Annotated in this window: 29 protein-coding genes; 13 read left to right on the top strand and 16 right to left on the bottom strand. The window is 64.2% G+C overall.

Annotated features, from left to right (window positions below):
* Positions 1–281 precede the first annotated feature (281 nt).
* Both JQ616_RS12110 and JQ616_RS12105 read left to right on the top strand, forming a co-directional pair.
* A complete protein-coding gene (locus JQ616_RS12110) occupies positions 282–1,304 on the top strand; it encodes an NADP-dependent oxidoreductase (protein WP_194454843.1) in 1,023 nt (340 codons plus the stop codon).
* A gap of 220 nt (positions 1,305–1,524) precedes the next feature.
* A complete protein-coding gene (locus JQ616_RS12105; protein ID WP_212014837.1) occupies positions 1,525–1,770 on the top strand; it encodes a hypothetical protein in 246 nt (81 codons plus the stop codon).
* 5 nt (positions 1,771–1,775) lie between these two features.
* On the opposite strand, the gene JQ616_RS12100 is transcribed toward JQ616_RS12105, so the two are convergent.
* Both JQ616_RS12100 and JQ616_RS12095 read right to left on the bottom strand, forming a co-directional pair.
* The gene (locus JQ616_RS12100) at positions 1,776–2,615 is read right to left on the bottom strand and encodes a metallophosphoesterase family protein (RefSeq protein ID WP_212014574.1); all 840 of its coding nucleotides are present in this window, start codon (positions 2,613–2,615) and stop codon (positions 1,776–1,778) included.
* Positions 2,616–2,763: 148 nt separating this feature from the next.
* Positions 2,764–3,201, bottom strand: a complete 438-nt coding sequence (locus tag JQ616_RS12095; protein ID WP_212014572.1) for a hypothetical protein — start codon at positions 3,199–3,201, stop codon at positions 2,764–2,766.
* A gap of 151 nt (positions 3,202–3,352) precedes the next feature.
* On the opposite strand from JQ616_RS12095, the gene JQ616_RS12090 reads away from it, so the two are divergent.
* Positions 3,353–3,775 (top strand): MAPEG family protein, encoded by a 423-nt coding sequence (locus JQ616_RS12090; protein WP_212014570.1) that lies wholly within the window; start codon positions 3,353–3,355, stop codon positions 3,773–3,775.
* 22 nt (positions 3,776–3,797) lie between these two features.
* On the top strand, positions 3,798–5,096 hold the full coding sequence (locus JQ616_RS12085; RefSeq protein WP_212014568.1) for an RsmB/NOP family class I SAM-dependent RNA methyltransferase: 1,299 nt from the start codon (positions 3,798–3,800) through the stop codon (positions 5,094–5,096).
* 107 nt (positions 5,097–5,203) lie between these two features.
* On the opposite strand, the gene JQ616_RS12080 is transcribed toward JQ616_RS12085, so the two are convergent.
* A complete protein-coding gene (locus JQ616_RS12080; RefSeq protein ID WP_212014566.1) occupies positions 5,204–6,478 on the bottom strand; it encodes an MFS transporter in 1,275 nt (424 codons plus the stop codon).
* 114 nt (positions 6,479–6,592) lie between these two features.
* Here JQ616_RS12080 and JQ616_RS12075 point away from each other — a divergent pair, with 114 nt between their 5' ends.
* Complete coding sequence (locus tag JQ616_RS12075) at positions 6,593–7,045, top strand: winged helix-turn-helix transcriptional regulator (RefSeq protein WP_212014564.1); 453 nt, start codon at positions 6,593–6,595, stop codon at positions 7,043–7,045.
* A gap of 193 nt (positions 7,046–7,238) precedes the next feature.
* Here the strand turns inward: JQ616_RS12075 and JQ616_RS12070 are convergent, their stop codons facing one another.
* Both JQ616_RS12070 and JQ616_RS12065 read right to left on the bottom strand, forming a co-directional pair.
* Positions 7,239–7,571 carry a DHCW motif cupin fold protein gene (locus tag JQ616_RS12070; RefSeq protein WP_212014562.1) on the bottom strand — a complete coding sequence of 111 codons (333 nt, stop codon included), beginning with the start codon at positions 7,569–7,571 and terminating at the stop codon, positions 7,239–7,241.
* A gap of 152 nt (positions 7,572–7,723) precedes the next feature.
* A complete protein-coding gene (locus JQ616_RS12065; protein ID WP_212014560.1) occupies positions 7,724–8,095 on the bottom strand; it encodes a nuclear transport factor 2 family protein in 372 nt (123 codons plus the stop codon).
* A 138-nt stretch (positions 8,096–8,233) separates the two neighbouring features.
* Between JQ616_RS12065 and guaA the strand changes: the two genes are divergently transcribed.
* Entirely contained in the window at positions 8,234–9,832 is a 1,599-nt protein-coding gene (gene guaA / locus JQ616_RS12060; protein WP_212014835.1) for a glutamine-hydrolyzing GMP synthase, read from the top strand.
* A gap of 1,153 nt (positions 9,833–10,985) precedes the next feature.
* On the opposite strand, the gene JQ616_RS12055 is transcribed toward guaA, so the two are convergent.
* Positions 10,986–11,549: a TetR/AcrR family transcriptional regulator gene (locus JQ616_RS12055; protein ID WP_212014558.1), complete on the bottom strand. Its 564-nt coding sequence runs from the start codon at positions 11,547–11,549 to the stop codon at positions 10,986–10,988.
* Positions 11,550–11,663: 114 nt separating this feature from the next.
* On the opposite strand from JQ616_RS12055, the gene JQ616_RS12050 reads away from it, so the two are divergent.
* Positions 11,664–12,317 (top strand): glutathione S-transferase, encoded by a 654-nt coding sequence (locus JQ616_RS12050; protein WP_212014556.1) that lies wholly within the window; start codon positions 11,664–11,666, stop codon positions 12,315–12,317.
* A gap of 90 nt (positions 12,318–12,407) precedes the next feature.
* Here JQ616_RS12050 and JQ616_RS12045 read toward each other — a convergent pair whose 3' ends face one another.
* Both JQ616_RS12045 and JQ616_RS12040 read right to left on the bottom strand, forming a co-directional pair.
* Positions 12,408–13,007, bottom strand: coding sequence for an NADPH-dependent F420 reductase (locus JQ616_RS12045; protein WP_212014554.1), 600 nt, complete (start codon positions 13,005–13,007; stop codon positions 12,408–12,410).
* A gap of 86 nt (positions 13,008–13,093) precedes the next feature.
* Positions 13,094–13,828, bottom strand: a complete 735-nt coding sequence (locus tag JQ616_RS12040; RefSeq protein WP_212014833.1) for an SDR family NAD(P)-dependent oxidoreductase — start codon at positions 13,826–13,828, stop codon at positions 13,094–13,096.
* Positions 13,829–14,117: 289 nt separating this feature from the next.
* Here JQ616_RS12040 and JQ616_RS12035 point away from each other — a divergent pair, with 289 nt between their 5' ends.
* Complete coding sequence (locus JQ616_RS12035) at positions 14,118–15,014, top strand: LysR family transcriptional regulator (protein ID WP_212014552.1); 897 nt, start codon at positions 14,118–14,120, stop codon at positions 15,012–15,014.
* Positions 15,015–15,179: 165 nt separating this feature from the next.
* Here JQ616_RS12035 and JQ616_RS12030 read toward each other — a convergent pair whose 3' ends face one another.
* A complete protein-coding gene (locus tag JQ616_RS12030) occupies positions 15,180–15,416 on the bottom strand; it encodes a hypothetical protein (RefSeq protein ID WP_212014550.1) in 237 nt (78 codons plus the stop codon).
* Between the two features lie 438 nt (positions 15,417–15,854).
* Between JQ616_RS12030 and JQ616_RS12025 the strand changes: the two genes are divergently transcribed.
* Complete coding sequence (locus JQ616_RS12025; protein WP_212014549.1) at positions 15,855–17,039, top strand: serine hydrolase domain-containing protein; 1,185 nt, start codon at positions 15,855–15,857, stop codon at positions 17,037–17,039.
* 92 nt (positions 17,040–17,131) lie between these two features.
* Here JQ616_RS12025 and JQ616_RS12020 read toward each other — a convergent pair whose 3' ends face one another.
* Positions 17,132–17,770, bottom strand: a complete 639-nt coding sequence (locus tag JQ616_RS12020; protein ID WP_212014548.1) for a glutathione S-transferase family protein — start codon at positions 17,768–17,770, stop codon at positions 17,132–17,134.
* Between the two features lie 329 nt (positions 17,771–18,099).
* Between JQ616_RS12020 and JQ616_RS12015 the strand changes: the two genes are divergently transcribed.
* Entirely contained in the window at positions 18,100–18,585 is a 486-nt protein-coding gene (locus tag JQ616_RS12015) for a VOC family protein (protein WP_212014547.1), read from the top strand.
* A gap of 106 nt (positions 18,586–18,691) precedes the next feature.
* Here JQ616_RS12015 and JQ616_RS12010 read toward each other — a convergent pair whose 3' ends face one another.
* Complete coding sequence (locus tag JQ616_RS12010; RefSeq protein ID WP_212014546.1) at positions 18,692–19,672, bottom strand: toll/interleukin-1 receptor domain-containing protein; 981 nt, start codon at positions 19,670–19,672, stop codon at positions 18,692–18,694.
* Between the two features lie 179 nt (positions 19,673–19,851).
* Here JQ616_RS12010 and JQ616_RS12005 point away from each other — a divergent pair, with 179 nt between their 5' ends.
* Positions 19,852–21,114, top strand: a complete 1,263-nt coding sequence (locus JQ616_RS12005) for a serine hydrolase domain-containing protein (protein ID WP_212014545.1) — start codon at positions 19,852–19,854, stop codon at positions 21,112–21,114.
* 172 nt (positions 21,115–21,286) lie between these two features.
* Here the strand turns inward: JQ616_RS12005 and JQ616_RS12000 are convergent, their stop codons facing one another.
* The 4 genes from JQ616_RS12000 to JQ616_RS11985 all read right to left on the bottom strand — a co-directional run bounded on the left by JQ616_RS12000 (position 21,287) and on the right by JQ616_RS11985 (position 24,153).
* Complete coding sequence (locus tag JQ616_RS12000; protein WP_212014544.1) at positions 21,287–21,784, bottom strand: peptide deformylase; 498 nt, start codon at positions 21,782–21,784, stop codon at positions 21,287–21,289.
* A 60-nt stretch (positions 21,785–21,844) separates the two neighbouring features.
* Positions 21,845–22,717 (bottom strand): bifunctional helix-turn-helix transcriptional regulator/GNAT family N-acetyltransferase, encoded by an 873-nt coding sequence (locus JQ616_RS11995; protein ID WP_212014542.1) that lies wholly within the window; start codon positions 22,715–22,717, stop codon positions 21,845–21,847.
* 72 nt (positions 22,718–22,789) lie between these two features.
* Positions 22,790–23,650, bottom strand: coding sequence for a DMT family transporter (locus JQ616_RS11990; protein ID WP_212014540.1), 861 nt, complete (start codon positions 23,648–23,650; stop codon positions 22,790–22,792).
* On the bottom strand, positions 23,647–24,153 hold the full coding sequence (locus JQ616_RS11985; RefSeq protein ID WP_212014538.1) for a MarR family winged helix-turn-helix transcriptional regulator: 507 nt from the start codon (positions 24,151–24,153) through the stop codon (positions 23,647–23,649). The genes JQ616_RS11990 and JQ616_RS11985 overlap by 4 nt, the downstream gene beginning before the upstream one ends.
* Before the next feature lie 209 nt (positions 24,154–24,362).
* Here JQ616_RS11985 and JQ616_RS11980 point away from each other — a divergent pair, with 209 nt between their 5' ends.
* A complete protein-coding gene (locus JQ616_RS11980) occupies positions 24,363–25,160 on the top strand; it encodes a DUF899 domain-containing protein (RefSeq protein ID WP_212014536.1) in 798 nt (265 codons plus the stop codon).
* 34 nt (positions 25,161–25,194) lie between these two features.
* Here the strand turns inward: JQ616_RS11980 and JQ616_RS11975 are convergent, their stop codons facing one another.
* A complete protein-coding gene (locus JQ616_RS11975; RefSeq protein WP_212014535.1) occupies positions 25,195–26,088 on the bottom strand; it encodes a LysR family transcriptional regulator in 894 nt (297 codons plus the stop codon).
* A gap of 104 nt (positions 26,089–26,192) precedes the next feature.
* On the opposite strand from JQ616_RS11975, the gene JQ616_RS11970 reads away from it, so the two are divergent.
* Positions 26,193–26,369, top strand: coding sequence for a hypothetical protein (locus JQ616_RS11970; protein WP_212014534.1), 177 nt, complete (start codon positions 26,193–26,195; stop codon positions 26,367–26,369).
* The last annotated feature ends 2 nt before the right edge of the window (positions 26,370–26,371 follow it).

Raw genomic sequence — 26,371 nt, 5'->3', positions numbered from 1 at the left:
ATTCCGGGGCTCGCGAAAGCGAGAGCCCGGAATCCATCGGGCCTCATCGTCGGTGGATGAATGGATTCCGGGCTCGGTGCTTCGCATCGCCCTCAGGTGCGCAATTGCGCACCGGGGAATGACGGTGTGGCGCCCGGCGTCATCGCGCCCGGCATGACGCTCGTCATTTCAAACAACATTTCAAACAAGCGCGCACGAAAACAGCAAATCCATCTCCCTTGCGGGGAGGTGGATTGCATGACTACGTGTGCGCCACGAACCAATCATCTCAAGAGGAAATCATGTCCCAAGGTAAGCGCATCGTTCTGGCTTCGCGCCCGCATGGCGAGCCGACGCCGGCCAATTTCAGGCTCGAGGACTACACGCCGCCGACCCCGGGCGCGGGCGAGGTGCTGCTGCGCACCATCTGGCTGTCCCTCGATCCCTATATGCGCGGCCGCATGGCCGACGGTCCGTCCTATGCCGCGCCGGTGCCGGTCGGCGGCGTGATGGAAGGCGGCACGGTGAGCGAGGTGATCGCGTCCAACAATCCCGCCTTTGCCAAGGGTGACATCGTGCTGTCGCGCGCCGGCTGGCAGACCCATGCGCTGTCCGATGGCAAGGGGTTGGCCAAGATCGATCCGAAGATCGCGCCGATCTCGACCGCGGTCGGTGTGCTCGGCATGCCCGGCATGACCGCCTATACCGGCCTGCTCGAGATCGGCAAGCCGCAGGCGGGCGAGACGGTGGTGGTTGCGGCTGCGTCCGGCGCGGTCGGCTCGGCAGTCGGCCAGATCGCCAAGATCAAGGGCGCACGTGCGATCGGCATCGCCGGCGGCAAGGACAAGTGCGCCTACGTCAAGAACGAGCTCGGCTTCGACGAGTGCCTCGACCATCGCGATCCCAATCTCGCGGCGAAGCTCAAGGAAGCTTGCCCGAAGGGTATCGACGTATATTTCGAGAATGTCGGCGGCGCGGTGTTCGACGCGGTGTTTCCGCTGCTCAATGCGTTCGCGCGCATCCCGGTCTGCGGCCTGATCGCGCATTACAACGACACCGAAGCGCACGCGCCGAAATGGGCCGGTGCGATGATGCGCAACATCCTGACCAAGCGGCTGACCTTCCGTGGCTTCATCGTCAGCGACTTCGCCGCCATGCATGGCGACTTCCTGCGCGATATGTCGCAGTGGGTGCGCGAGGGCAAGGTCAAGTACAAGGAGTTCGTGACCGAGGGGCTGGACAGCGCGCCGGAGGCCTTCATGGGCCTGCTCAAGGGCGCCAATTTCGGCAAGCAACTGGTCCGGATCGGGCCGGACAAGGCGTGAGCGATCGCGTTTTGGAGCAAAGCCTGTCCCGGACCTGATCCGGGATAGGCACCGGTTCGCGTGAAGAAAACGCGTCAAAACGAGGCATTTAAGCTCCCATTCCGCGCAACAAAGTATCAAAATCGCCACATCGGCGGGGTTTTGGGGGCCTTTCGGCCCCCATTTGCTTGACGGGGACCCGCAGCACTTGATTCAATATGGCTATATTTCAGGTGTAGCCATGGTTTTTGAAGTCATTGTTTGCGGGGTCATTCTCCTCGCCGTCGGCTATTGGGCGACGATGTTCGTCATGGGCCGCCGCGACGACGTCCTGCATGGAAAATTCGTCGAGGAGCAGCCGGACGCCGAGCCGGTGCGCGTCATGCGCGTGCGGCCGGCCCCCGCGGCGGCGCAGCCCGACAAGGACTCGCTGCAGGCGCTGCTCAACGTCATCAAGCGGGACCTGCACGACGCGGCACGGGGCTGACGCGCTTACGCCACCGGCTGCTTGCCGAGCAGCGTGTCCAGGTCGACATCGACCTGGCCTTTCGCCCTGACGTGACGGACCTCGAAACTGTCGGGCTGGAAGCGGTACTCGACGAGGCCGACTTCCTTGATGCCGATCAATTCCTGCCGTGCGTCGGAGATAATGAAGCCGGTCGAGGGCGCCCAGACGTGCCGGACATGCTCGAACGTGTAGTCGCGGCGCTGGTGCACATGGCCGCTGCCGACCAGGCGCCAATCGACCTTGCCGAACATCTCGATCAGCCGCCGCCGCGCCGGCTGCGGCACGTAGCGGAACGAGGTCTCGACGCGCTCGGCGTCGTAGGGCACGTCGAGATAGAGCGGTTTGTGCACGAACAGCGCGACCGGCCTGCCGACGGCCTTGTCGAGCGCGCTTGCGAGCCAGTCGAACTGCTCGGCTTCGCTGTCGAGGCCGGTGTTCATGATCAGCGAGTTGAGCCCGATGAAGCACCAGCCGGCGGCGTCGAAATGCCAGCGGTCCTCGCCGAGCACCGAGGTGAAGGCGCCGCACGTTTCTTCGGTCGGCAGGTGTGCAGGCGTGGGGCCGACCGCGGTCGGGTTGTCGCCGATGTCGTGATTGCCGGGCAGATAGAGGCAGTCGACCGGCAGCGCGCTGTGCAATTGCTTGGCGAACGCCAGATCGTCGCGGCTGGTCGGCCCGTCGAACGAGACGTCGCCGGAGTTGAGCACGAGATCGGGCCGCGTCGCGTCGATGTGTTCGCTCACCCGATGAAAATTGTCGATCAGCGGCGTGAAGCGGCGCGCAAGGTGGGTGTCTGAGATTTGCGTCAAGCGAAACTGGGCCATGGATCGATCCTTTCGCCCGGAGCATAGGTCGGCGCGAAGTCGGAACGATGACGATTTCGGCGACTTATTCGCCGCTCTGTTTGATGCGTTGTTTGATGTCTTGTTTGAATGAGGCTCGCGCGTGTTTGAATGAGGCTCGCGCGTGGCCCTAGATCGCAAACGTCTTGATCGCGCGCGTGGGGGCGGCCGGCGGACTCCTGCGGTTTCCGAACAGGCCGGTGTTGGGCAGGTTTGTTCCCGTGTCCGATGGCGCCGCGCTCAGTCCGAAATAGTCGCGCATGTCCTGCCGCATATCGTAGACGGCAAAGCCGAGCAGGCCGAGCACCAGCGCCGTGGCGAAGGAGTGCTTGACGATGTCGTGCGTCGAGCGATAGCCGGTGCGGAGATAGACCGAGAGCAGGATCGCGACCAGCAGTGCCGCGGCGATGCCGGCAAGCCCCGACATCACCATGCCGAGCCCGCCATCCGCCGCGTCGTCGAACCAGCCGACAGCGGGATCGATCGCCTTGAGCAGGGAGGTGAGGAGATCGCCGAGGGCTGCGGCCGCCAGGGCCGCGCCGTCGAGGATCGGGGTGATGATGCTCATCGCGTCATCCGTCAAGAACTGAAACCGCCATTGGTCCTGGGAGTTGGTCACCCGGGCTGGGGGGATGGTTCAACGGATTACCCAGGCGCCTTTTTGGGACGCTTCATTGTGTTGGGCCGCTCCGGCGGTTAAGAGGGCTGAGGAGATTCTGATGTCGGTTCAAATGGTTCTGCTGCCGGTCTTCATCCAGATTGGGCTCACCTTCGCGCTCTTGTTTGGGATGGCGACGCTGCGCACGCGGACGCTGGCGAGCGGCGAGACCAGGATGAAGGATATCGCGCTGCGTGAGCCGAACTGGCCGGCCCGCGCCACCCAGTTCGCCAACTGCTTTGCCAACCAGTTCGAGCTGCCGGTGCTGTTCTATGTCCTGATTGCCATTGCGCTGCCGCTGCACCGTGCCGATCTGTTCATCGTGCTGATGTCCTGGGTGTTCGTGGTCACGCGATTTGCCCATGCCGGCGTGTTCGTCACCTCCAACGACGTGCGGCCGCGCTCGCTCGCCTGGTTCGCCGGCGTGCTGGTGCTGGCGGCGATGTGGCTGTATTTCGCGCTCAGACTGCTGCTGCTGATCTGATGCGCCCAACCGAAAGAGATCCATGACCCCCGCCGCCCGGCTTTCCGCCGCGATCGAGCTGATCGCCACCATCGACGCACAGCGCATTCCTGCGGCCAAGGCGCTGAAGGAATGGGGCACCGCGCACCGCTATGCCGGATCCGGCGATCGCGCCGCGATCTCCGGCCTGATCTGGGACGTGCTGCGCCGGCAATCCTCCGCGGCGTGGCTGATGGATGACGGCAGCGCCCGCTCGCGGGTGCTCGGCATGCTCAAGCTCGAACGCGGCATGGATGTCCCGACCATTTCCGCGCTGTGCGACGGCGGCCGGTTCGCGCCGGAACCGCTGACCGCGACTGAAGAGGCCGCGCTGACCTCGCGTTCCCTGAAGGATGCGCCGGCGCATGTCGCGGGCGACTATCCCGACTGGCTCGACCCGCATCTGGCCAAGGTGTTCGGCGACGACCGCGCGGCGGAAGCGACCGCGATGGCGAGCCGGGCGCCGCTCGATCTGCGCGTCAACACGTTGCGCGGCAAGCGCGAGAAGGTGCTGCCGCGGCTGTCGCATCTCGGTGCCAAGGAAACGCCGTGGTCGGCACTCGGCCTGCGCATCGAACTCGGTGCCGACGCGCGCAACCCCGGCATCCATGCCGAGGAGGATTTCATCAAGGGCGCCATCGAGGTCCAGGACGAGGGCTCCCAGCTCGCCGCGCTGTTCTCGGCCGCCAAGCCCGGCGAGCAGGTGATCGATCTCTGCGCCGGCGCCGGGGGCAAGACGCTGGCGATTGCGGCGATGATGCAAGGCAAGGGCCGGCTGATCGCGACTGACAGCGACAAGCGCCAGCTCGCGCCGATCCATGAGCGGCTGTCGCGCGCCGGCGTGCACAATTGCGACGTCCGCACGCCGCGCGGCGAGGAGGAGGTGCTGAGCGACATCAAGGCCTCCGCCGATCTCGTGCTGATCGACGCGCCGTGCACCGGCACCGGCACCTGGCGCCGCAACCCCGACGCCAAATGGCGGATGCGCCCCGGCGCGCTCGAGGTGCGGCTGAAGGATCAGGCCGAGGTGCTGGCGCGCGCCGCGCCGCTGGTGAGGGCCGGCGGCCGGATCGCCTACATCACCTGCTCGGTGCTGTCGGAGGAGAACGGCGAGCAGGTCAAAGCGTTCATTGCGCGGCATCCGGAGTTTTCGGTGCAGCCGGCGGAGCAGACCGCATCGGTGCTGTGGGACAAGGCCGAGGCGTTTGCCGAGGCCGCGCTGCAATCGCCGGAGGGGCTGCTAATGACGCCGCGCCGCACCGGCACGGATGGATTCTTCGTCTCGGTGCTGAAGAAGGCGTGAGGCTTTCTCCGTCGTCATTGCAAGCGAAGCGAAGCAATCCATCACGCCGCAAGCGGAGAAATGGATTGCTTCGTCGCTATCGCTCCTCGCAATGACGGATGAGGCCGCTACGCTTCGGAGCACACGCCTGCAGGCGCCGGTGTCCTGCTCACCACGATCACCCAGAACAGCAGCGCAATCGCGCTGATCGTAGCCCCCAGCACGCAGACGCCGAGCCAGCCGGCCGCCGCATAGGCCAGCGTCGAAGAGATCGCGCCGAATCCGGTGCCGATCGAATAGAACACCATGTAGCCGCCGACCAGGCGGCTCGCGGCCTCGGGGCGCGCGGCGACGATCAGGCTCTGGTTGGTGACGTGGATCGCCTGCACCGCGAAGTCGATCATCAGCACGCCCGCCAGGACCAGCCATAGCGAAGTGTTGAGGCAGGCGATCGGCACCCAGCCGGCGAGCATCAGGAGCAACGACAATCCGGTGGTGCGCTGTCCCCAGCCGCGATCGGCGAGCTGGCCGGAATTGCGCGCGGCCAGTGCGCCGGCAAGGCCCGCGATCCCGAGCATGCCGATCGTGGTGTGCGAGAGCGACAGCGGCGGCGCGGCAAGCGGCAGCACGACCGAGCTCCAGAACACGCTGAAGGTAGCGAAGATCAAAAGCGCGAACACTGCGCGCTCGCGCAGCACGGGCTCCTCAGCGAACAGGGTAGCCGTCGAGCGCAACAGCTTTGCGTAGGACGATCCGGCCATCGGCTGCGGTGCATGCCGCGGCAGCGCGCGAGCCAGGAGCGCCGCCAGCACCAGCGTCAGCGCGGCCGAGGTGAGGTAGACCACGCGCCAGCCGGCGAGATCGGCCAGCGCGCCGGCGGCAAAACGTGCCAGCAAGATGCCCGACACCACGCCGCTGGTCACGGTGCCGATGGTGCGGCCGCGATCGGCCGGTGCAGCGAGTGTCGCGGCGTAGGCCACCAGCACCTGGATCACGACCGCGAGCAGCCCGACCAGCACCATGCCGGCGAGCAGCACAACGGCGTTCGGCGCGGTGCCGACGATGGCGAGCGCGATCGCCGACAGCACGGTCTGGCCGACGATCAGCCTGCGGCGATCCCAGAGATCGCCGAGCGGCACGATCAGCATCAGCCCGAAAGCGTAGCCGATCTGCGTCAGCGTCACGACGCCGCCGATCACCGCGGGCGTGATGGCCAGATCCTGCGCCATGGTGTCGAGTAGCGGCTGGGCAAAGTAGATGTTGGCGACGCTGAGCCCGCAGGCGACGGCGAACAGCAGCACGACCGCGGGTGAAAGGGCGCTTGCCCCTGCGTTAGCGCGTTTGTCGTTCGTCCTGTTGTTCCGTTTGACCGGTCCGGCCTCCGCCATCGATTGGTCTGTCATCTTGCCTCCGCTGCAATTCACAATCTGGTCTTATCATGAGACCAGTTGCATCGGGCACTGTCTAGTCCTATTTTAAGACCAGTTCGGAATCGTGATCGAAGGAGATTGGCCGCGATGAAGCGGACCGGATTCGCCAAAGCGGACTGCCCGGTGGCGCGCGCGCTGGACGCGATCGGCGACTGGTGGTCGCTGTTGATCGTGCGCGACGCCTTCGACGGCCTGCGCCGGTTCGGCGATTTCCAAAAGAACCTCGGCATCGCCAAGGGCATGCTGACGGCGCGGCTGCGCACGCTGGTTGAGCTCGGTGTGCTCGAGCAGGTCGCAGCGTCAGACGGCAGCGCCTATCAGGAATATGTGCTCACCAAACGCGGCCACGACCTGTTCCCGATCGTGGTCTCGTTGCGGCAATGGGGCGAGGCGCATCTCTATGCCCGCGGCGAGCCGCATTCGGTGCTGCTTGATCCGGCCGGGCAAGCGGTCGGGCAACTCGTGCTGCCGTCGAAGGGCGGCAAGCCGCTGGTGTGGTCGGACACCAAGGTGAAGAAGGTTGCGGTGCGGAAGCGGTGAGCGAATGTGCGCACCAGTCAACGCGGCGCTGTCCCCGCACTCCGCCGTCATCCCCGCGCAAAGGCTTCGCCTTTGTCGCTGGAGGTGCGAGCGTAGCGAGCCTCGAAGGATGGGGAGAGAGTCGGGCTGTCGCCCTTCGAGACGGTCGCTTCGCGACCTCCTCAGGGTGACGGGAGAGAGTGGAGCGACCGCTTCAATCCACAATGAACAACGTCGCGCCCGTCGTCGTCGACGAGCGATGCGCGGCGTCGCCGAAATCGGAGACCTGGTAGCTCATGCCCGGCTTCAGCGTGAATCTGCGGCCGTCGCGCAGCTCGGTGTCGAGCTCGCCGGTGACGACGAAGAGCACATGACCGCGATCGCACCAGTGATCGGCGAGATAGCCGGGCGAATACTCGACCATCCGCACCCGCAGCTCGCCGATGTTGAGCGTGCGCCACAGCGCCTGCCCGGTCTCGCCGGGATGCACTGAAGGTTCGATGGAGCTCCAGTCGGTGACGGTGAAGGGCAGGGTCGGGATTTTCATTCGGCGTGTCCTCAAACTCGGTGCGTAGGGTGGGTTAGGCGAAGCCGTAACCCACCGATGTTCTCGTCGTGTGGCTCGGTGGGTTACGCCTCCCGCCGTCGCTTGTTGTGCGGCCGAGGACGTGATCGGCTAACCCACCCTACGGTCTGCCCTCAACCCACCAGATGGTTCGCCGAGCCCTGCCGGATCCTGCCCTCGGCATCGAGTCGCAGATATTCGCAGATCTTCTTGCCGCGTTCGTTCCGATAGAACACCACGACGCTGTCGGGCGAGACATAGAGGTCGATCAGCTCGAAATGCAGCTCGGGCAGTTTCGCCAGCGCCGCGCTCCAATAGGCCCGCAGCTGCGCCTTGCCGCGCACCGTGCCGGTCGCGCCGAAGCCGAACGCCGGGATCCGGTCCGAGGTCATCTCGGTATCGTCAGCATACATCGCCAGCACGCGCTCGAGGTCGCGCGCGTTCCAGGCGGTGATCCAGTCGCGCCCGAGGGCGGCAAGGCGCGAGGACTCGTGAAACTCCGGCATCGATTTCCTCCTGCATTGGTCAAAGCCAAATTAGGTCAATAATACTGACCTATATCGATTTGTCCATGCCCAAAGAAGAATGTGGGCGCAACGCTGGCCGCGGTTGCGGGGGCGGGCGCCGTCGCGTATCTGCTTGCCATGACAGCCCAGCACACAGCCCGTGACTCGTCGACGCCATCAGCGGCCTCGGCGCATGACAAGATTCTGATTGTCGATTTCGGCAGCCAGGTGACGCAACTGATCGCCCGCCGCGTCCGCGAGATGGGCGTCTATTCCGAGATCGTGCCGTTCCAGAAGGCGGAGGCCGCCTTCAAGGAGATGAAGCCCAAAGCCGTGATCCTCTCCGGCGGGCCTGAGTCGGTGCATGAAACCGGCTCGCCGCGCGCCCCGCAGCTGATCTTCGAATCCGGCGTTCCCGTGCTCGGCATCTGCTACGGCCAGATGACCTTGGCGGCCCAGCTCGGCGGCGAGGTCGAGGGCGGGCATCACCGCGAATTCGGCCGCGCCGATGTCGAAGTGAAGACCGACAGTCAGCTGTTCGACGGCGTCTGGGGCCACGGCGAAAAGCACCAGGTGTGGATGAGCCATGGCGATCGGATCACAAAAATGCCGCCCGGCTTCTCGGTGGCCGGCACCTCGCCGAATGCACCGTTCGCGATCATCCAGGACGAGAAGCGGAAGTATTACGGCCTGATGTTCCACCCCGAGGTGGTGCACACGCCCGACGGTGCCAAGCTGCTGCGCAACTTCGTGCGCAAGGTCGCGGGTCTCACCGGCGACTGGACCATGCGCGCCTTCCGCGAGGAGGCGATCGAGAAGATCCGCACCCAGGTCGGCCAGGGCAAGGTGATCTGCGGTCTCTCCGGCGGCGTCGATTCCGCCGTGGCTGCGGTCCTGATCCATGAAGCGATCGGCGACCAGCTCACCTGCGTGTTCGTCGATCACGGCCTGCTGCGGCTCGACGAGGCCAAGACCGTCGTCGACCTGTTCCGCAACCACTACAACATCCCGCTGGTCCATGTGGACGCGTCGAAGGAGTTTTTGGGCGAGCTCGAAGGCGTCACCGATCCCGAGGTGAAGCGCAAGACCATCGGGCGCTTGTTCATCGACGTGTTCGAGGCGGAGGCCAAGAAGATCGGCGGCGCCGCGTTCCTGGCGCAGGGCACGCTCTATCCCGACGTGATCGAGAGCGTCTCCTTCACCGGCGGACCTTCCGTCACCATCAAGTCGCACCACAATGTCGGCGGCCTACCGGCACGCATGAACATGAAGCTCGTCGAGCCCTTGCGCGAGCTGTTCAAGGACGAGGTGCGCGTGCTCGGCCGCGAGCTCGGCCTGCCCGAAGTGTTCGTCGGCCGCCACCCGTTCCCGGGCCCGGGCCTCGCGATCCGCTGCCCCGGCGATATCACCAGGGAGAAGCTCGATATCCTGCGCAACGCGGACGCGGTCTATATCGACCAGATCCGCAAGCACGGCCTCTATGATGCGATCTGGCAGGCTTTTGCGGTCCTGCTGCCGGTGAAGACCGTCGGCGTGATGGGCGACGGCCGCACCTACGAATACGTCGTCGGCCTGCGCGCCGTCACCTCGACCGACGGCATGACCGCGGACTTCTACCAGTTCGACATGAAGTTTCTGGCCGAGACCGCGACGCGCATCATCAACGAGGTGAAGGGCGTGAACCGGGTGGTGTACGACGTGACGTCGAAGCCGCCGGGGACGATTGAGTGGGAGTAGGGACAATAGGATGTAGAATCCGGTGATCTCTCGCCGCAAACATCAGCCGCTTGTCTGAACGAGCTTGCTTTGATTGAAAATGGGTAAGCGACACAATCGATGTCCGCAAATATAAAACAAGATCATTTTTATCGAGCCGCCCTCGAAATCGGTCAGAGTGGTGAGAATGATACTCTTCCGTACGACCTCGATGCTCAGTTCGTAAAAGATAACGCGGAAAGCTTGGCTGCGATATGCTTCGATTTTTTCAAGTCGGTTGAAGCAAAGCCGAAAAAGCAAGCGTTAGATTTCATCAGCGCATTGAACGTCGGATCCGAACGCCTTTTGACGGCTACTGGATCTCATGGATTTCGCATAACTACAAAGATACACCCCTTCTGGAATTTGTATTTGAACGGATTGGGGATCGGTATTGCGGAAGCAAACGAGGCGCGACGTAGTTCTCGAGTCCATTCTTACCGCTTACTCGCCAAGACCGAGCACCCGATAGAATCCTCGCGCCCTCATACGGGCTGCCGGAAATGGCTCGCGCCCAACGCAAATCAAATCGCGCTCCACCGCCTGCGACAAATCACCCCGACGGGCAACTCACCAAAACCCGTCAATCCCGAGATAAGAAAATATTCCGCTTGGTGTTTGACCCAACTCAGCTGTTCAATATGCGCGTCTCACCCGACACGAGGGGCGGATCGCGATCGTCACGAACGCGGGTCGAGATGCGGTGGACGCTGAATGCGCGACTGACGAGTGCGCGTGAGGTGGACGGCGAAGTCGTGTGGTCCTGACGCCCTAGTGGTAGGTGTCTTCTCGCTTGCGCGATGCGCGTGCGAGGGCGGTGACAAAAAAGCCCAGTCTCGCCGGGGAGAGCACGAAGTAAGCCGCACAACCATCGCGCAGGGAAGGCCGGGTTGTTCCCGGTTACACCTGTGGTCCTACCCCCCGTGCTTTCCACCTATTGCACGGGGCCCATGGGTGCGATCGGCACCCGGTCTTCCCTGCGCCCTCTGCCAAGAGAGAGGGTGAAACGACACGCAAGGCTCGGACGTTTCAGTCGCGAGAATGCCGTTGCATGCCGTTACGCTGGTTGAAGCGCGCAGGGTGGATCAGCCGGAGGCGTGATGCACCACGTCAGCAGGATTGAGCCATGGACGATCTACTTCGGGAGCAGACCCGCGGCGCGATAATTGTCGATCGTCGCGTCGTAGAGCGAAATGTCAGAGCGGCTTCTGGCGACGAGCTGCGCGCCGGCGATCGCGGCGAAGATGGCGCGGGCCCGTTGTTCGCTCTTTCTCGAACTGACGAGGCCCGCGGCCACCAACAGCTTGCTCAGCCACGCCACGTTGACGTCGGCAAAGGTCTGGACCTCCTTCTTCACTGCGTCCGGCAGGTCCTCGACTTCCGCGGACATGAAGCTGCAGAGGCACATGCGATTGTTGCTCTCGAGCGCTTTGCGAAACATTTCGGGATAACGACGCAGGCAACGGGCGGGATCGGCGGTTTCCGCCAGCATCGCCTCGAGTTGGGCGGCGGTGTCCTCCCAATACCGCCGTGCGACGGCCACGCCGAGGTCGGCCTTGCTTGGGAAATGGTGGTAGATGCTGGCAGCCTTGATCCCGACGTCGTCGGCGAGATCGCGGAAATTCAGGCCGCCATAGCCGCGCGCCTGCGCGGTCCGCTTTGCCGCCGCCAGGATGGCCTCCCGAGCGCTTGCACTCACGTCGTCGCCTCACTGCTTCGTTATCTACCAAGTGACAGGTAGGGCTTGACCGGCCGAATTGAAAGCCCCCATATCGGGCCTACCAAGTGACAGGTAGGCAAAACAGGAGTCATGATGAAGATTTACGATTGGCCGACCGGGCCATATCCGGCCCGCGTTCGCATCGCCCTCGCCGAAAAGAACCTGCGGTCGCAGGTGCAGTTCGTATTGGTCGATCTCTACAAGGGCGAGCACAAGAAGCCCGAATTCCTCGCCAAGAACTACTCCGGCACCCTGCCGGTGCTCGAGCTCAGCGACGGGACCTACATTGGCGAGTGCACGGCCATTACCGAGTACCTTGATGCGCTCGATGGCGCGCCGACGCTGACCGGCAGAACCCCGCGCGAAAAAGGCGTGATCCACATGATGAGCAAGCGCGCCGAACTGGAGGTGCTTGACGCCATCAGCGTCTATTTCCACCACGCCACGCCGGGTCTTGGACCTGATGTCGAGATCTATCAGAACCCCGAATGGGGATTCCGCCAGCGCGACAAGGCCCTGAGGGGGATGCAGTACTTTGACGGCGTTCTGAAAGGACGGCCGTTCGTCGCCGGCGAGGCGTTCACGATGGCCGATATCACCCTCATCGGCGGCTTGATCTTCGCGGGACTCGTGAAGGTGCCGGTACCCGTGGAGTGCGAGGCTCTTTTGGCATGGTATGCACGGATGCAGGAACGTCCCAGCGTCAAGAACCGGATAACGATGTCCGAGCCGGCCAAGGCATCTTGAGAGGCATCTTGATTGAGCGTGGTGTCCCGCATGTCGCTGCGCTCATGCGGGCCACTCGCTTCTCGGCCCGATCACACAATCGAGGATCGATCACGGCTCCTTCTTGAACAGATCCTGGAAGATCAGCGGGCCCCATACGCGGCCGCGTGCGTGCACCAAAGCGCCACCCTCGTTGAGCTTTCCGAGCTTGACGGGTGCGAACCCGAGTTGTTTGGCCAGGGCCGCCACGGGCGCGATCGCATCCTCGTCGTCACCAGACAGAAAGATGACCCGGTGGCCGCCCTCGACGACCGGATCGGCAGCGAGCTTGGCTGCAATCAGGTGATTGAAGCCCTTCACGTACTTTGCGCCGGTGAATGCCTTCGCGGCGAAGGCGGAGGAGGGGAGGCCGTCCAGTTCCTCCGGGGGAAGCAACGCGTTCATCGCATCGATCACCGTCTTGCCTTGCCAGCTCGGCAGGGCGTTTGCGACCTCGCGATGCTCACCGAACGGGACCGCCAGGATGATCGTGTCGGCCTCGAGCGCATCCCGCAGCGATCTGGTGATGACCGTGGGTCCGATCGCCCGCGCCTGCGGGGCCAACGCCTCGGCAGGCCGACGGCTCGCGACGGCCACCTCGATGTTCTTGCGGGCGAAGGCCCGGGCGAGGGCCTGGCCTACCGCACCGAAGCCGATAATTGCGTAGCTCATGATACTTCTCCGATCCGTGTTGATATTGAGTTCCGGCCTGCAAGGCGCTGGGTTATCCGCTTCGTTTCCCGCGAGCAGGCGTGATGTCAGATGGCCGAGAAGCCGCCGTCGACGGACAGCTCCACTCCGTTCACGAAGCTGGATTCGTCGGAGGCAAGGAACACTGCGGCTGCCGCAATTTCCTCAGGACGCCCCATCTTTCCGCGCGGGATCAGCGATTCAAACATCCGCTTCGCCTCCTCGGTGAGGACCTGGTCCTGCATCGGTGTGGCGATCGGCCCCGGGCTCAGCACGTTCACCCGGATATTCCTGCCCTTCAGTTCGTTGAGCCAGGTGCGTGCGAACGAGCGCAACGCCGCCTTGCTCGCCGAATACACGCCGTAACCGGGAAAGCCTTTCACCGAAGCAACCGACCCGGTCATGAAGATCGATCCGCCATCGTTGAACAGCGGCAACGCCTTCTGCACCGTAAACAGCGTGCCGCGCGTATTCAGGCCGAAGGCCGCATCGAAATGCTGCTCGGTGATCTCGCCCAGCGGGACGGCTTCGCCCATGCCGGCACTTGCGTAGAGGATGTCGATCTTGCCCTTTTCCCGCTTCACTGTGTCGAACAGGCGGTCGAGGTCGTCGAGATTGGCCGCGTCGCCGCGCACGCCGGTCACGTTCCGGCCAATCAGCTTGACGGCCTCGTCGAGCGCCTGCTGCCTCCGGCCCGTGATGAAGACATAGGCGCCTTCTTCGACGAACCGCTTGGCGCTGGCCAGCGCCATGCCGCTCGATCCACCCGTGACGACCGCAACCTTACCTTCAAGCTTTCCCATGACTTCTCCTTTCAGGCTCCGTCTTTGGCTCGTTCGGGGCGATCCCCGAGAGCCCGAGATAGGGCAGCCGGCATCGGGCGTTGAGTGCGGAAGCGCGCACATCGGTGGTGCGAAATCGATCCGGCTGGCTGAATGGCGCCAGCGGCGAGCATCAGTGTTCGCCGTTCGGAATTGGGCCGCGCGCTAGCCGGCAAAGGCTTTGATATCCGCCTGTATCACCCACATATGAGATGCTGATGTGTTGGATGCGGGCTTTGGAAGGGGCACCACGGTGGTGCCGGATTGCACCATGATCGACTGGGATGACGTTCGCTATTTTCTGGCCGTCGCGCGGGGAGGCTCGGTGCGCGCTGCCGCCGAGCGCCTCGGAGTCAATCACTCGACCGTGCTGCGACGCATCGCCCAGCTCGAGGAACGCCTCGGCGCGCAGATGTTCGAAAAGCTGCCTTCGGGTTACCGCCTGACGGCTGCGGGGGAGGAGGTCCTCGAGTTCGCCGACCAGATGGAAGCGTCGTCGCACCAGCTGGAGACGCGCGTCTTCGGCCGCGACCAGAGCGTGCGCGGGCGTCTGCGCGTCACGCTGGCACCGCCGCTCGTGACACACTTGCTCATGCCGGACTTCGCCGATTTCGCGCGCCTGCATCCGGACATCGAGATGGACATCCTGTCGTCCGGCGAGCTCGCAAACCTGACCAACCGGGAGGCCGACGTCGCGATCCGCGTCGTCTATGACCGCAAGACCCTGCCGCTCAATCTACACGGCCAGAAGGGACCGGAGCTGTTCGGCGGCATCTACATGTCGCGCGATCGACTAGCGGCGTGGCGGGCGGGCGCGCCTGATCCCGTCAGGTGGATCGTCATCAGCATTCACGGAATCCCGGACTGGGCCCACGAGGGCGAGGTTCGCGCCACGGGGGTTCCGTTCAGGACCACGGACGCCGAGGCGCAGATCGTTGCAGTTCGGCAAGGGCTCGGGATGACGACACTGCCGTGCTTCATTGGCGATGCCGACCCTCTTCTGGTGAGAGTGCCAGGCACCAACCTGCACATGTACGGAACGCTCTGGCTTCTCACCCAAGGGGAGACACGCAAGACGAAGCGCGTGCGGTTCTTCACCGAGTTCGTATCCCGCAGGCTCGCCGCGTACGCTCCGTTGCTTGCAGGGCTGTCCATACCGCGCGACTGACGGTAGCAGGTGTCGCCCGGATCAGTCACCGAGGCGCGCGAATGCGTGCCGCACGGTGTCCCGCATATCGCTTCGTTCATGCGGGCTACTCGCTGTGTCGCTGGATGTCGCGCCACGCCGGTCAAGCGGCCAGGGCCGCTCGACCGTTCGACGCGTACGGCGCGATCAATACGGACCGGGTTCGCAGGGGACATTGTCGCCGGTCCAGGGCGCGGTGGCGAACGAACCAACGCGCGGTGCTGGAATGCAGGCGCGACCGTCGACGTAAACCGGCTCGGCCGGCGCGGCGGCGTTGGCCTCCGCGACGTGGCGGGACACGGCGTGCGTTTCACGCGCCATTGCCGGCGATGCGATCATGGCAACCGCGATCAAAGCAGCCGACAGCAGTTTGACGTTCGTCATTGCGTTTCTCCGTTTGTTGATGGGGCCAAGCAGTCTGGCCTCGTCGGATAATTGTGCGCAGCAACGGCGGAGTTAAATGCAATCCTCGCTCACGCCGGCTCAACGCTGCGTGAGTCATGTGGCCGTCGCCATCGGATTGCAGCGATGCAGATCATCACCGAAGGACTGGATGAACGAAACGTCATCTGTCACATCTTTGCGTGATGATCGTGATGATGCGTGCAGTTGCGTCGCTAGCCGCCTTGCGATCTCCGCCAAAACGTTTCGCGACCGCCGAGAATTCGGGTCAGTGTCTGACGACGCTGCTGTCCGCAGGAACCTTCCACGGACCGACCCCGAAACAACCGGCCTTTGCGATCAATCTCTCGCTGTGATGTAGTTCATAATTTGATACAACCAAGAGTAATATCGTGAGGCCTTCATTTTCAGGAGGGCGACATGAGCGAGCAGATCATCGAAGCGACGACAAGTCCGGCGCAGATCGTTCAGCAGGCGGCCGTGGATTATCTCAACACCAGCAACGCACCCGGCTGCTGCATCGCGGTCTATGACGCAAAATCGTTCGGCACCAAGGGCTATGTCTACCCCAAGGGACTATCGGCCGTTGCCGGCTCTTCGCCCGCGCCGTTTAATGTCACCACCGACACGGTGTTCGAGATCGGATCGGTGACCAAGGTATTCACCAGCACATTGTTGGCGGTGGCGGTCAAGGCGGGCGGGCCCAGTCTTGACGATACCATCGGCACCTATCTGAATCCCTTCAGCCCGAACGGGGTAGGAACGCCGGTGCTGGACGCCATCCAGCTCGTGCAATTTGCCACCCATACCTCCGGCATGCCGGAGCAGCCGGGGGGCGGCTTGACTGGCTACAGCGAGCAGCTGTTTGCGGATGAGCCACCCTCCAGCGAACTCATCGCGTGGTGGGACAAATACAATACGCCGCCGTCGGGCTACTGGCAGTATTCCAATATCGGCTTCGTGACGCTGGGCTTTGCGGTCACGCAGATGTACGGGAAAGACCCGGGCCATAACTACAACGAGATTTTGGCCGACTACATCACCGATCCGCTCGGCATGAAGCAAACGGGAGCTGTCGTCGATCCTTCATGGAAGGTCGCGCAGGGATGTATCGGGCACTGGAGCAAGAGCACTGAACCGCCATATCAGATCATCTTCGACCGCAATACGCCGACCGGCGGCACGGCCTTTGATCTGAAGAGCACCGGCGACGACATGCTGAAGTTCCTTGCTGCGCAGATCGCACCAAAGGGGCAACTCGGGCTGGCGATCGCGCTCACGCAGCAGCCGCAGGGGACATTCCCGGTGTATGGGGCGTCGAATACGGTCACCATGGGCCTCGGCTGGCAAATCACCAAAGACACGCAAGGCAATGCCGTTTTCACCAAGAACGGCGCGACCAGCAAGGGCGGGTTCGAAGCGATCGTGATCGTCGTGCCGCAGTTGCAGTGCGGTGTGGCGGTGCTGAGCAATCAGTATTTCAATTCGTCGGGCGTGCATCCCGCGGGGATCGGCCCGGGCAGTGCCGCGCAAAAGATCATCTCGCAGCTTCATCCGGGATTCGAACTGACCGAACCGCTGGCGGAACACGATCCATTCGACTAGCAAACGTCGCCTGGACGGGCGCGCCGATGTTCGGGCCGCTTCAGCGTGTCGCGCGGCGTCCCGCACGTCGCTGCGCTCATGCGGGCTGCTCGCTAGCGCGTGTTGACCGCCAGCTGTGCCGCGAACGCCCGCTGGTAAGCCGGCCGGGCTTCGCCGCGGGCAACGTAGGCCGAGAGGTTGGGGTATTCGTCGAGGATGCCGGATGCCCTCAGCCTGAGCAGCACAGACACCATCATCAGGTCGCCCGCGCTGAATTGGCCGTCGAGCCAGTCGGCATCGCCGAGACGGGAGGAGAGCTGCCTGAGCCGGTCGCGGATGCGATCCATGACCAGCGGCAGGCGCTCTTTGCTCCAGGGCTTGTCGCCCTCCAGGATCCTGGCGGTGACGAGTTCGAGGATCGGCGGTTCCACGGTGTTGACTGCGGCAAACATCCAGCTGATTGCGCGGGCGCGGGCGTTGGCATCGTCGGGCAACAAGCCCGCATGGCGCTCGGCGATGTAGAGGACGATCGAGCCTGTCTCGAACAGCCCGAGATCGCCGTCCTCAAAGGTCGGGATCTGGCCGAACGGATGCAGCGCCAGATGTGCCGACTGCTTCATCGCCTGGAACGAAACGAGGCGAACCTCGTAAGGCTGGCCCACTTCTTCCAGCGCCCAGCGGACGCGCGTATCGCGCGCCAGTCCCTTGCCGCCGTCGGGTGACCGTTCGAAGGCGGTGATGATGGGGGGCATCGTGTCTCTCCGTGTCGTTGCGTCCCGAGGACGAACGAGCGGCGCGCGCCCCGACAGCCGATGTTGGAATATTTGGTCCGCAAACGTCCCTGCGCCCTCTGTTGGGAAGAGGGCCGAACGAAGCGCAAAGCTCGGGTAACTCGTGTCGCGGGAATGCGAACGTATAACTCGTGATCGCGCCACATTCAGTGTCGTCCCGGCCTTCGCCGGGACGACGGTCGGGTGTGTGACGGCGCTGTTGTGACAAACGCGGTTCCGCAAATTATTTTCATCAGCCTGTCGGTCGGCGTCGTCGTCAACCGTCCTTTGCACACACAAGGAGACTGCAAATGACCGATCTCGTCACATGCCTTTGGTTCGATCAGGGCCAGGCACGCGCTGCGGCGGAGTTCTACGCCGCGACCTTTCCCGACAGCCATGTCGGCGCGGGCCATCAATCTCCGATACCGGGCATCGGGCAGGGCGAGGAACTGACGGTGGAGTTCACCGTGCTCGGCCGGCGCTTCGTCGGGCTGAATGGCGGTTCCAACTACACGCCGAACGAGGCGATCAGCTTCATGGTGCTGACCGACAGCCAGGAGGAGACCGATCGCTACTGGAACGCCGTCACCACCAATGGCGGCAAGGAATTGCCGTGCGGCTGGTGCCGGGATCGCTGGGGCTTCACCTGGCAGATCACACCGCGGCGGCTGCTCGAGCTGGTCAACGCAACCGACCGCACGACCGGCAAGCGTGCGATGGAAGCGATGATGACAATGAAGAAGATCGACATCGCCGCGATCGAGCGCGCGGCGGCGCAAATCTCGGTGGAATAGCCGTAACGAGCGATCCACCATGGTGTTGGCTTGTGGATCGCAAGAGCGGGTTACAGGGTCGATAACCCGCCATTGTTCTTCAGTTCGCGCCGGTACCGGGCAGAAATCAGACCCGGAATTCGCCTGCCTCGGCCGTCGGATCGATCGGCATGTCCAGCAGCTCGTTCAGCAATTCCTGGCGGAAGCTTTGCGACGTGTCCGTGGTCGGGGCGTGGAAGGCATATCGCGTCTTCAAGTAGAGAGGCGTGCCCTCGGAGATGTCATCCGTTCTCACGATGATCTGATATTTGGTGCTCTCCGGCGGAAGACTGGCGATGTCTCCCTGAATGATCATCGTCTCCCAACCGACCCCGCCAAGGCGCCCATCGGCCTTCTGCTTGTATGCTTCATCGCATACCACAATCACCTTCTTGGCCAAGGCGAGTTCGTTACACATCCACTGGGGCAGATCCATGCCGTGTCGCAGGTGAAACTTGTCGAGCCTTGCCTGGATACCGTGGTCGATCAGGTACACGGCGAGGCTTTTCACCCACGTGATGGCCTCGTCCGACTTCGACGTATGGCTGATGAAGACACGGGGCGCCTCCTTTGCTGTCGTCCCCGTCTCGGTGGGCCGATCGTTTCTCAGGCGGTCATAAACGTCGCGGTGAAGAACGTGGATGGTCAGCGATGCGTCAGACGTGGCTGTTGCGCAAAAGCCGGCCTTCAGCGCTGCGACAACCTTCTCGCTTTGCAAGCCGCCGGCGCCGGCTCCCAGCAGCGGTGCTGAGACGGCCCTCACTGAGGGGTGATCGCGCGTGAATTGGCCTAGCTTTTGGCCAATCGATTCGATTGCTGGGACGGTTGAATACCTGCCGCGAACGGAAGCAGCGAAAGCGACGTATTGCGCAATGTCGTCTGCACCTTCAAACGGCATGATCTCGACAGTACCGAGCTCCATTCGCTCGCTCGGATGTGGAATCGAGTGATGAACGAGCGAACGAGCGACAAAGCCGGTGATGGTGCCCACCGTCGAACACGGCAGCACGATGAGATCGGAAGGTCCATCGAAGAGGTCACCAAGACGAAGTCTTACGGTCGGTTCCATACCGAGCTCCAACAGCAAATGTTTTGCGCAGGCGAAAAGATCAGCAGCGAAAAGTTGCAAGCTACATGATTTCGCCCGTGCCTAGAAGTCCCCTTTGGGAAGGAGTCGCACACGCGGGATGTGCCTGATGTCCGACTATGTTACGAATCCCGGTATCGTCCCTCCCGGAGCCAGCCTTGATGTCCGTCGCAGCCGCCGCCAATCCGCAACAAAATCCCACCGCCGCCGAGACCGATCCGCAAGCGCTCGGCTGGATGCAGGGCTTTCCGCCGCCGCAGGACAGGACGATCACGTTCCAGGACGGCTCGTTCCGCAGCTTCCCCGAGCTGCGCTGGGCCTGGAGCAACATCCGCCAGCTGGTGCCGACGGTGAATGTCTGGCGCGGACCCGGGCCGGTGTCGGTGCTGCCGCGCGAGGATCACGACATCGGCGCGTCGGCGTCGGTGACGATGGACGGCCGCTCGCAGACTTTTGCGCAGATGCTCGAGGACAGCTACGCCGATGGCATCGCCGTGCTGCACCGAGGCAAGCTGATCTACGAGCGCTATTTCGGCGCGTTGAAGCCGCACAAGCCGCATATCGCGATGTCGGTGACGAAGTCGTTCACCGGCACGCTGGCCGGCATCCTGATCGCGGAGGGCAAGATTGATCCGCAGGCGCCGATCACGGAATACGTGCCGGAGCTGAAGGCCAGCGCATTCGGCGACGCCCGCGTGCACGAGGCGATGGATATGACCACGGGCCTGAAATACACCGAGGTCTATACCGACAAGAACTCCGATGTCTGGGGGCTGCGGCGCGCCAACGGCATGGCGCCGATCCCGCCGGGCTATGACGGCGCCACCAACATCTTCGATTTCCTCTGCGCGCAGCAGAAGCAGGGCGAGCACGGCAAGGCCTTCGCCTACAAGACCGTCAATTCCGATGTGCTGGCCTTCATCGTCAGGCGTGCCAGCGGCATGACGCTGTCGGATCTTCTCTCCGAGCGGATCTGGGCGCCGATGGGCGCGGAGGAGGATGCGCATTACCACGTCGACCGCATCGGCGCCGAAAGCGGCGGCGGCGGTCTGTCGACCACGCTGCGCGATCTCGCCCGCTTCGGCGAAACGATCCGCAATCACGGCCGCTTCAACGGCCGCCAGATCGTGCCGTCTGACGTCGTCGAGGACATCGCGCGTGGCGGCGATCCCGAGAAATTCAAGCCGGCCGGCTACACCACCTTGCCCGGCGCCTCCTATCGCAATCAGTGGTGGGTGACGCACAATGCGCACGGCGCCTTCATGGCGCGCGGCGTCCATGGCCAGGGCATCTACATCGATCCCAAGGCTGAGATGGTGATCGCGCGCTACGCCTCGCACCCGATGGCGGGCAACGCCGCCAACGACCCGGTGACGCTGCCGGCGTATATGGCGCTGGCGAAGGATTTGATAGCGGGAGGGTGAAGTCGAGCTTTATCCCCGCGATAGCTGCGTAGGGTGGATTAGCCGAAGGCGTAATCCACCGATCGCTCTCTACGGTGATGCTGGTTGCGGCGGGTTACGCGGAGCCTGTCATCGGGCCGCGCTTTGCGCGGACCCGTTGGCTAACCCGCCCTACGAAGCTACGATTGCTGGTTTAGCCGCGCGAGATCTTCTCGAACCGCTTGATCAGCCGCTCCCGCTTCAGGCGCGACAAGCGCCTGATCCAGAACACGCCGTCGAGCTGATCGATCTCGTGCTGATGGCACACCGCGCGCAAGCCGTCGGATTCCTCGGTCTGCATGTTGCCGTCGATATCCCAGTAGCGGGTCCGGACGCGTGCATGGCGCTCGACCTCGTCGGTGACGCCGGGCATCGAGACGCTGCCTTCCTTGTGCAGGATCATCTCGGGCGAGGCTCGGATGATCTCCGGATTGATATAGGTCCGCGGGCCCTCATTGGCGTCGAGCTCGAGCACCACGACGCGTAGCGACACGCCGATATGCGGCGCGGTGATGCCGATGCCTGGCGCGGCGCGCATGGTTTCGAGCAAATCCTGCGCCAGCTCGCGCAGCGCGTCGTCGAACACGGCGACCTGCTCGGCCGGCAGCGCAAGGCGCGGATCGGGATAGCGGACGATGGGGCGAACGGTCATAGCAGCGTCTTAGGCCAGCGTGCGGTGCTGGACAACACGCTGATGCCTGAACTGCACCGCTCAAAGATGTTTTTCAAAGAATAGGTCGGGGTAGGGGTCGTCATTGAAGCGCGGGATCTCGGTCCAGCCGGTCCGGCGGTAAAGCTGACCGGCTTCTGCCAGCGCGCTGTTGGTGTCGAGCCGCAGCACCGCGATGCCGAGTTCGCGTGCGGCCTTCTCCGCCGCGTCCATCAACCGGCGGCCGAGGCCGAGGCCGCGCGCGGCTGGCGCGACCCACAGCCGCTTGATTTCCGAAAATTCGCTGTTGCTGCCCTTCAATCCGACGCAACCGAGCGGCAGGCCGTCGGACATCGCCACGATGAAGCTGCCGCGCGGGCGGACCATGTCCTTGGCCTCGGGATCGCGCGACAGTTTGACGTCAAAGCCTTGTTTGAAGCGGCGCGCGAGCTCCGCGTAATACTCGCCGAGGCAATAGCGCGCCTCGTCGCTGCGCGGGTCCATCTCATCCAGTGACGTGACGTCGCGCCCGAGTGCCGAGGCGATCAAATCCATCGCCGCCAGCAGCGCCTCGCGTTGGGTGTGGTGGTCAAGGAAGTCCTTGGCCTGCCGGTTTGAGATCGCCTCATAGGCGTTGAACTCGCGCTTGCCAGCGTGCGTCAGCTTGGCGATGCGGCGGCGCGCGTCGTCGGCATGTGCGGTGGTCTCGATCAGGCTTTCGTCCTCGAGGCTGCGCAGCAGGCGGCTCATCAGGCCGGAATCGAGGGCGAGATAATCCCTGATGTCGCCGACATCGGTACGTCCGTGGCCGATCGCATTCAGCACCCGCGCCGCCCCGAGCGGCCGGCCGCGTCCGAGGAACGAGGTGTCGAGCGCGCCGACCGCAGAAGTGACGGCGCGGTTGAAGCGGCGGACGCGGGAAACGGGGTCGAGCATATGTCTGACTTTAGTCAGATATCATGCTCACGTCAATTGCTATGCCCGCGTGAACAGGCCAGCGAACCGGATCTAGGCGCGCACCAACACCAGCACATTGCCGGCGAGGATCGCGGCCGCGCCGGCGAGCACCGGCCAGCCCAGCGCGAGGTGCTCGAACAGCGCCGACAATACGAGGGCGACGAGCGGTACCAATGCGAGGGTGTAGGCGGCGCGGCCGGGACCGAGCCGGCGCACCAGCTCGAAATACAGCATGAAAGTGATGCAGGACGCGGCAACGGCGAGATAGAGGAAGCTCGTGACATAGGACAGCGACAAATCGACCGCAAACGGCGTGCCGATCGCGACCGCCCACAGCGCGCTCGCGGCTGCGCCGACGAAGGCGCCCCAGCCCAGCACCGAGGAAACCGGCAGTCCGGCGCGCTGGTTACGTGCGCCGACCGTGGTGCCGGCCCCGGTGGCGATCGCCGCCGTGAGCGCCCAGGCGAAACCTGCGAGCGGCGTGGCTCCATGCGCGCCGGCGCCGGGCAGGAAGATGATTGCGAGCCCCAGGATGCCGCACAGCGCGCCCCACACGAAACCGGATGAGATCGGCACGCCGAGCGCCGCGCGCGCGATCACGGCGGCGAACAGCGACGAAGTCGAGAGCACCAGCGCCGCAAGGCCACTCGGCATCCGCGCGGTGGCCTCATAGAAGGCGATGAAGGCGATGGCGAAGAACAGCAGGCCCTGTAACGCGACGGCCGGTCTGTCCTTGCGGGGGATTGCGAGCGGCGCGCCGCGCAGCCATCCGTAACCGAGCAGAACGAGACCTGCGAGGACCATGCGCAGTGCCACCGACCAGGGCGCGGGCGTGACGCCGGCCTGCATCGCGGTGGCCAGCGCACCGCCGCCCCAGAGCAATGCGGTCAGCGCGAACAATGCGGCCGTCATGGCGCGCTGGCGTCATCGAGCAGCGCGCGCCAGCCGCCGGCATCGATCCGCGCGCTTTCTGCCTCGAGTCGGGTGAGGGCGGAGTCGATCGTGGCTCGCTCGCCGTCCGAAAGGCGCGCCAGCAGCCGCGCCTCGATCGCGCTGCCGAGTGCGGCGATCCGGTTAAAGGCGGCCCGGCCGCTGCGGGTGATGCTGACCGCGGCGAAACGGCGATCGGTCTTGCCGGGACGCCGCACCGCGAAGCCGAGCTCCGTGAGCTGGCCGATGCCGCGGCTGACCGCGAACGGATCGAGCGCGCAGGCGCGGCCGATCTCGGAGGCATTGGCGGCATCGCGCTCGGCGATGACGGCGAGGATGCGCCAGCCGGCCTGACTCAAGCCGAACGTCTCGCTGTAGAAGCTCTCGAGCGGGCGCGCGATCTGGGCTGCGACCAGGAACAGGCGATAGGGCAGCCAGGCGCTGAGCTTCAGGCCATCCTCGGCGGCACGGGCAGTCTGTTTCATGGCGGGAGGCTCGCATATATACTTGCAAAGTGCAAGCACTATGCAAAGAGATCGCAAGGCGCCGATGCGCGCAAATCCCGACACACTTGTCACTCCCACTCGTCACGGCCGCGGCGCCAGATTGCGGCATGGCCAATGACGAACGGCCGCCGGCGCTGGAACTGCGCATTGGTCCCGGAGTTCGTCCAATTCGAAGGATGGAGAGTACGATGAGCAAATCAGCTGAAAACGACCGCGGCGGACTGTCGGCGATGCAGACGCCGCCGGTGGTGTCGCGCGAGACGTGGGAGGCGGCGCGCCTGGAGATGCTGGTGAAGGAGAAGGCGCAGGTGCGCGCGCGCGACGCGCTGGCGGCCGAGCGGCGGCGCATGCCCTGGATGGCGGTCGAGAAGCCGTATGTCTTCGAGGGACCGAGCGGCAAGATGAGCCTGCTCGATCTGTTCGAGGGCCGTCGACAGCTGATCATCTACCGCGCGTTCTTTGAACCCGGCGTGTTCGGCTGGCCGGATCATGGCTGCCGCGGCTGCTCGCTCGGCGCCGATCAGGTCGGCCATCTCTCGCATCTGAATCAGCGCGACACCACGCTGGCCTATGCCTCGCGCGCGCCGCAGGCCGACATCGCGCGGCTGAAGGCGCGGATGGAATGGGAGATGCCGTGGTACACCATCACCGACAGTTTCGATGCTGACTTCGGCGTCGCCGAGTGGCACGGCCACAACGTGTTCATCCGCGATGACGAGCGGATCTTCCGCACCTACCTCGTTAACAGCCGCGGCGATGAATCGATGGGCACGGTGTGGAGCTATCTCGATATCACGCCATTCGGCCGCCAGGAGCTCTGGGAAGATTCGCCGAAGGGCTACCCGCAGGGGCCAACCTACAAATGGTGGAATTGGCACGACAATTACGAGGCCGAGGCCGCACCGAACGCGAAATGGGCGGCGGTGACCGATGCCGGCGAGGCCGCGTTCCGCAAGATCGCCGAGCAGGAACGCAAGGCCACCTGACGGGCTGTGGCAGGGAGGACGCGCGGCGTCCTCCCTAGCTGCTCTTGGTAGAGAGCGCCTTCAGCGCCGACAGCGTCTGCCGCAGCCCGCGGTCAAGGCGCTTGTCGCGGCGGATCACCACCGCGAGCCGGCGATAGAGTTTGGGCGAGAGCGAGCGGACGATCAGGTCGTGTTGCTTGGCTCTGGCAGGGACGGCCATGCCTGGCAGAATTGCGCAGCCGAGGCCGGCGCGCACCATCTCCTTGATCGCCTCGACGCTGCCGAGCGACATCAGCGGCTTCAGCGACACGCCGCCACGGGCGAGCCACTCGTCGGCGGTGCGCCTGGTGTTGCCGCCGGGCTCGAACAGCAGAACCGGCCTGCTCGCCAGCACATCCGGCGTGATCCGCGCCGGCAGCTTCATGTCGCGCGGCGCGATCAGCACGAACTCGTCGTTCATCACAGGGCTGATCTCGAAGCTGCGCCCCGACACCGGCAACGTCACCAGCCCGATGTCGATGGTGTTGTCCTCGACCGCCCGCGCGATCTCAGCGGTGTTGCCCGTCGTGACCGTGATCTCCAGCGAGGGCAGAGCAGTCCGCAACTCCTTGAGGATCGGCGGCAGCAGGAAGATGCAGGCGGTCGCACCGGTGCCGAGCCGTACGCGGCCTGCCGTTCCGGTGGTCTGCTGCGCGACGGCGTCGACCGCCGAGGTCACAGCGGCGTTGATCTGTTGCGCATGCGCAAGCAGGGCGACGCCGGCGGCGGTCGGCCTGGCGCGCCGTCCGACCCGCTCGATCAAGGTCGCATTCAGGCTGCGCTCGAGCTGGCGCACCTGCAGGCTCACCGCGGGCTGCGTGAGCTGCAATCGCTCGGCCGCGGCGGAGAAGCTGCCGCTGTCGATGACGACGGCGAAGCTTTCGAGATAGTCGAGGTTGAGGTTCTTCATCAAAGTACCTCTTATGCAGCGCATAAGATGCCAAAGCTTCCCTTATATAACGCCGGCGCGCATAGTCCGGCAAGCGACGGCTTCGGCAGATCGGGGAACAGGCATTGTCCGGCCTCAAGTCCATTGGCGGCGTCATCGTTGAGCTGGGGCGCTATCTCACGGTCTCGCCGCATTCGCGGATCCGGCGCTGGCAGGCACTTTGCGAGCTCGACGATCGCTTGCTGGCGGATGTCGGACTGTCGCGCAGCGGTGTCGAGATGGGTCTATGGTGCCCCCATTAGGC

The sequence above is a fragment of the Bradyrhizobium tropiciagri genome, from assembly GCF_018130545.1.
In the GTDB taxonomy this organism is placed as follows: Bacteria; Pseudomonadota; Alphaproteobacteria; order Rhizobiales; family Xanthobacteraceae; genus Bradyrhizobium; species Bradyrhizobium tropiciagri_A.
The sequence above is the reverse complement of the archived record's forward strand: the minus strand, read 5'-3'. Positions and strand labels throughout refer to the sequence as shown.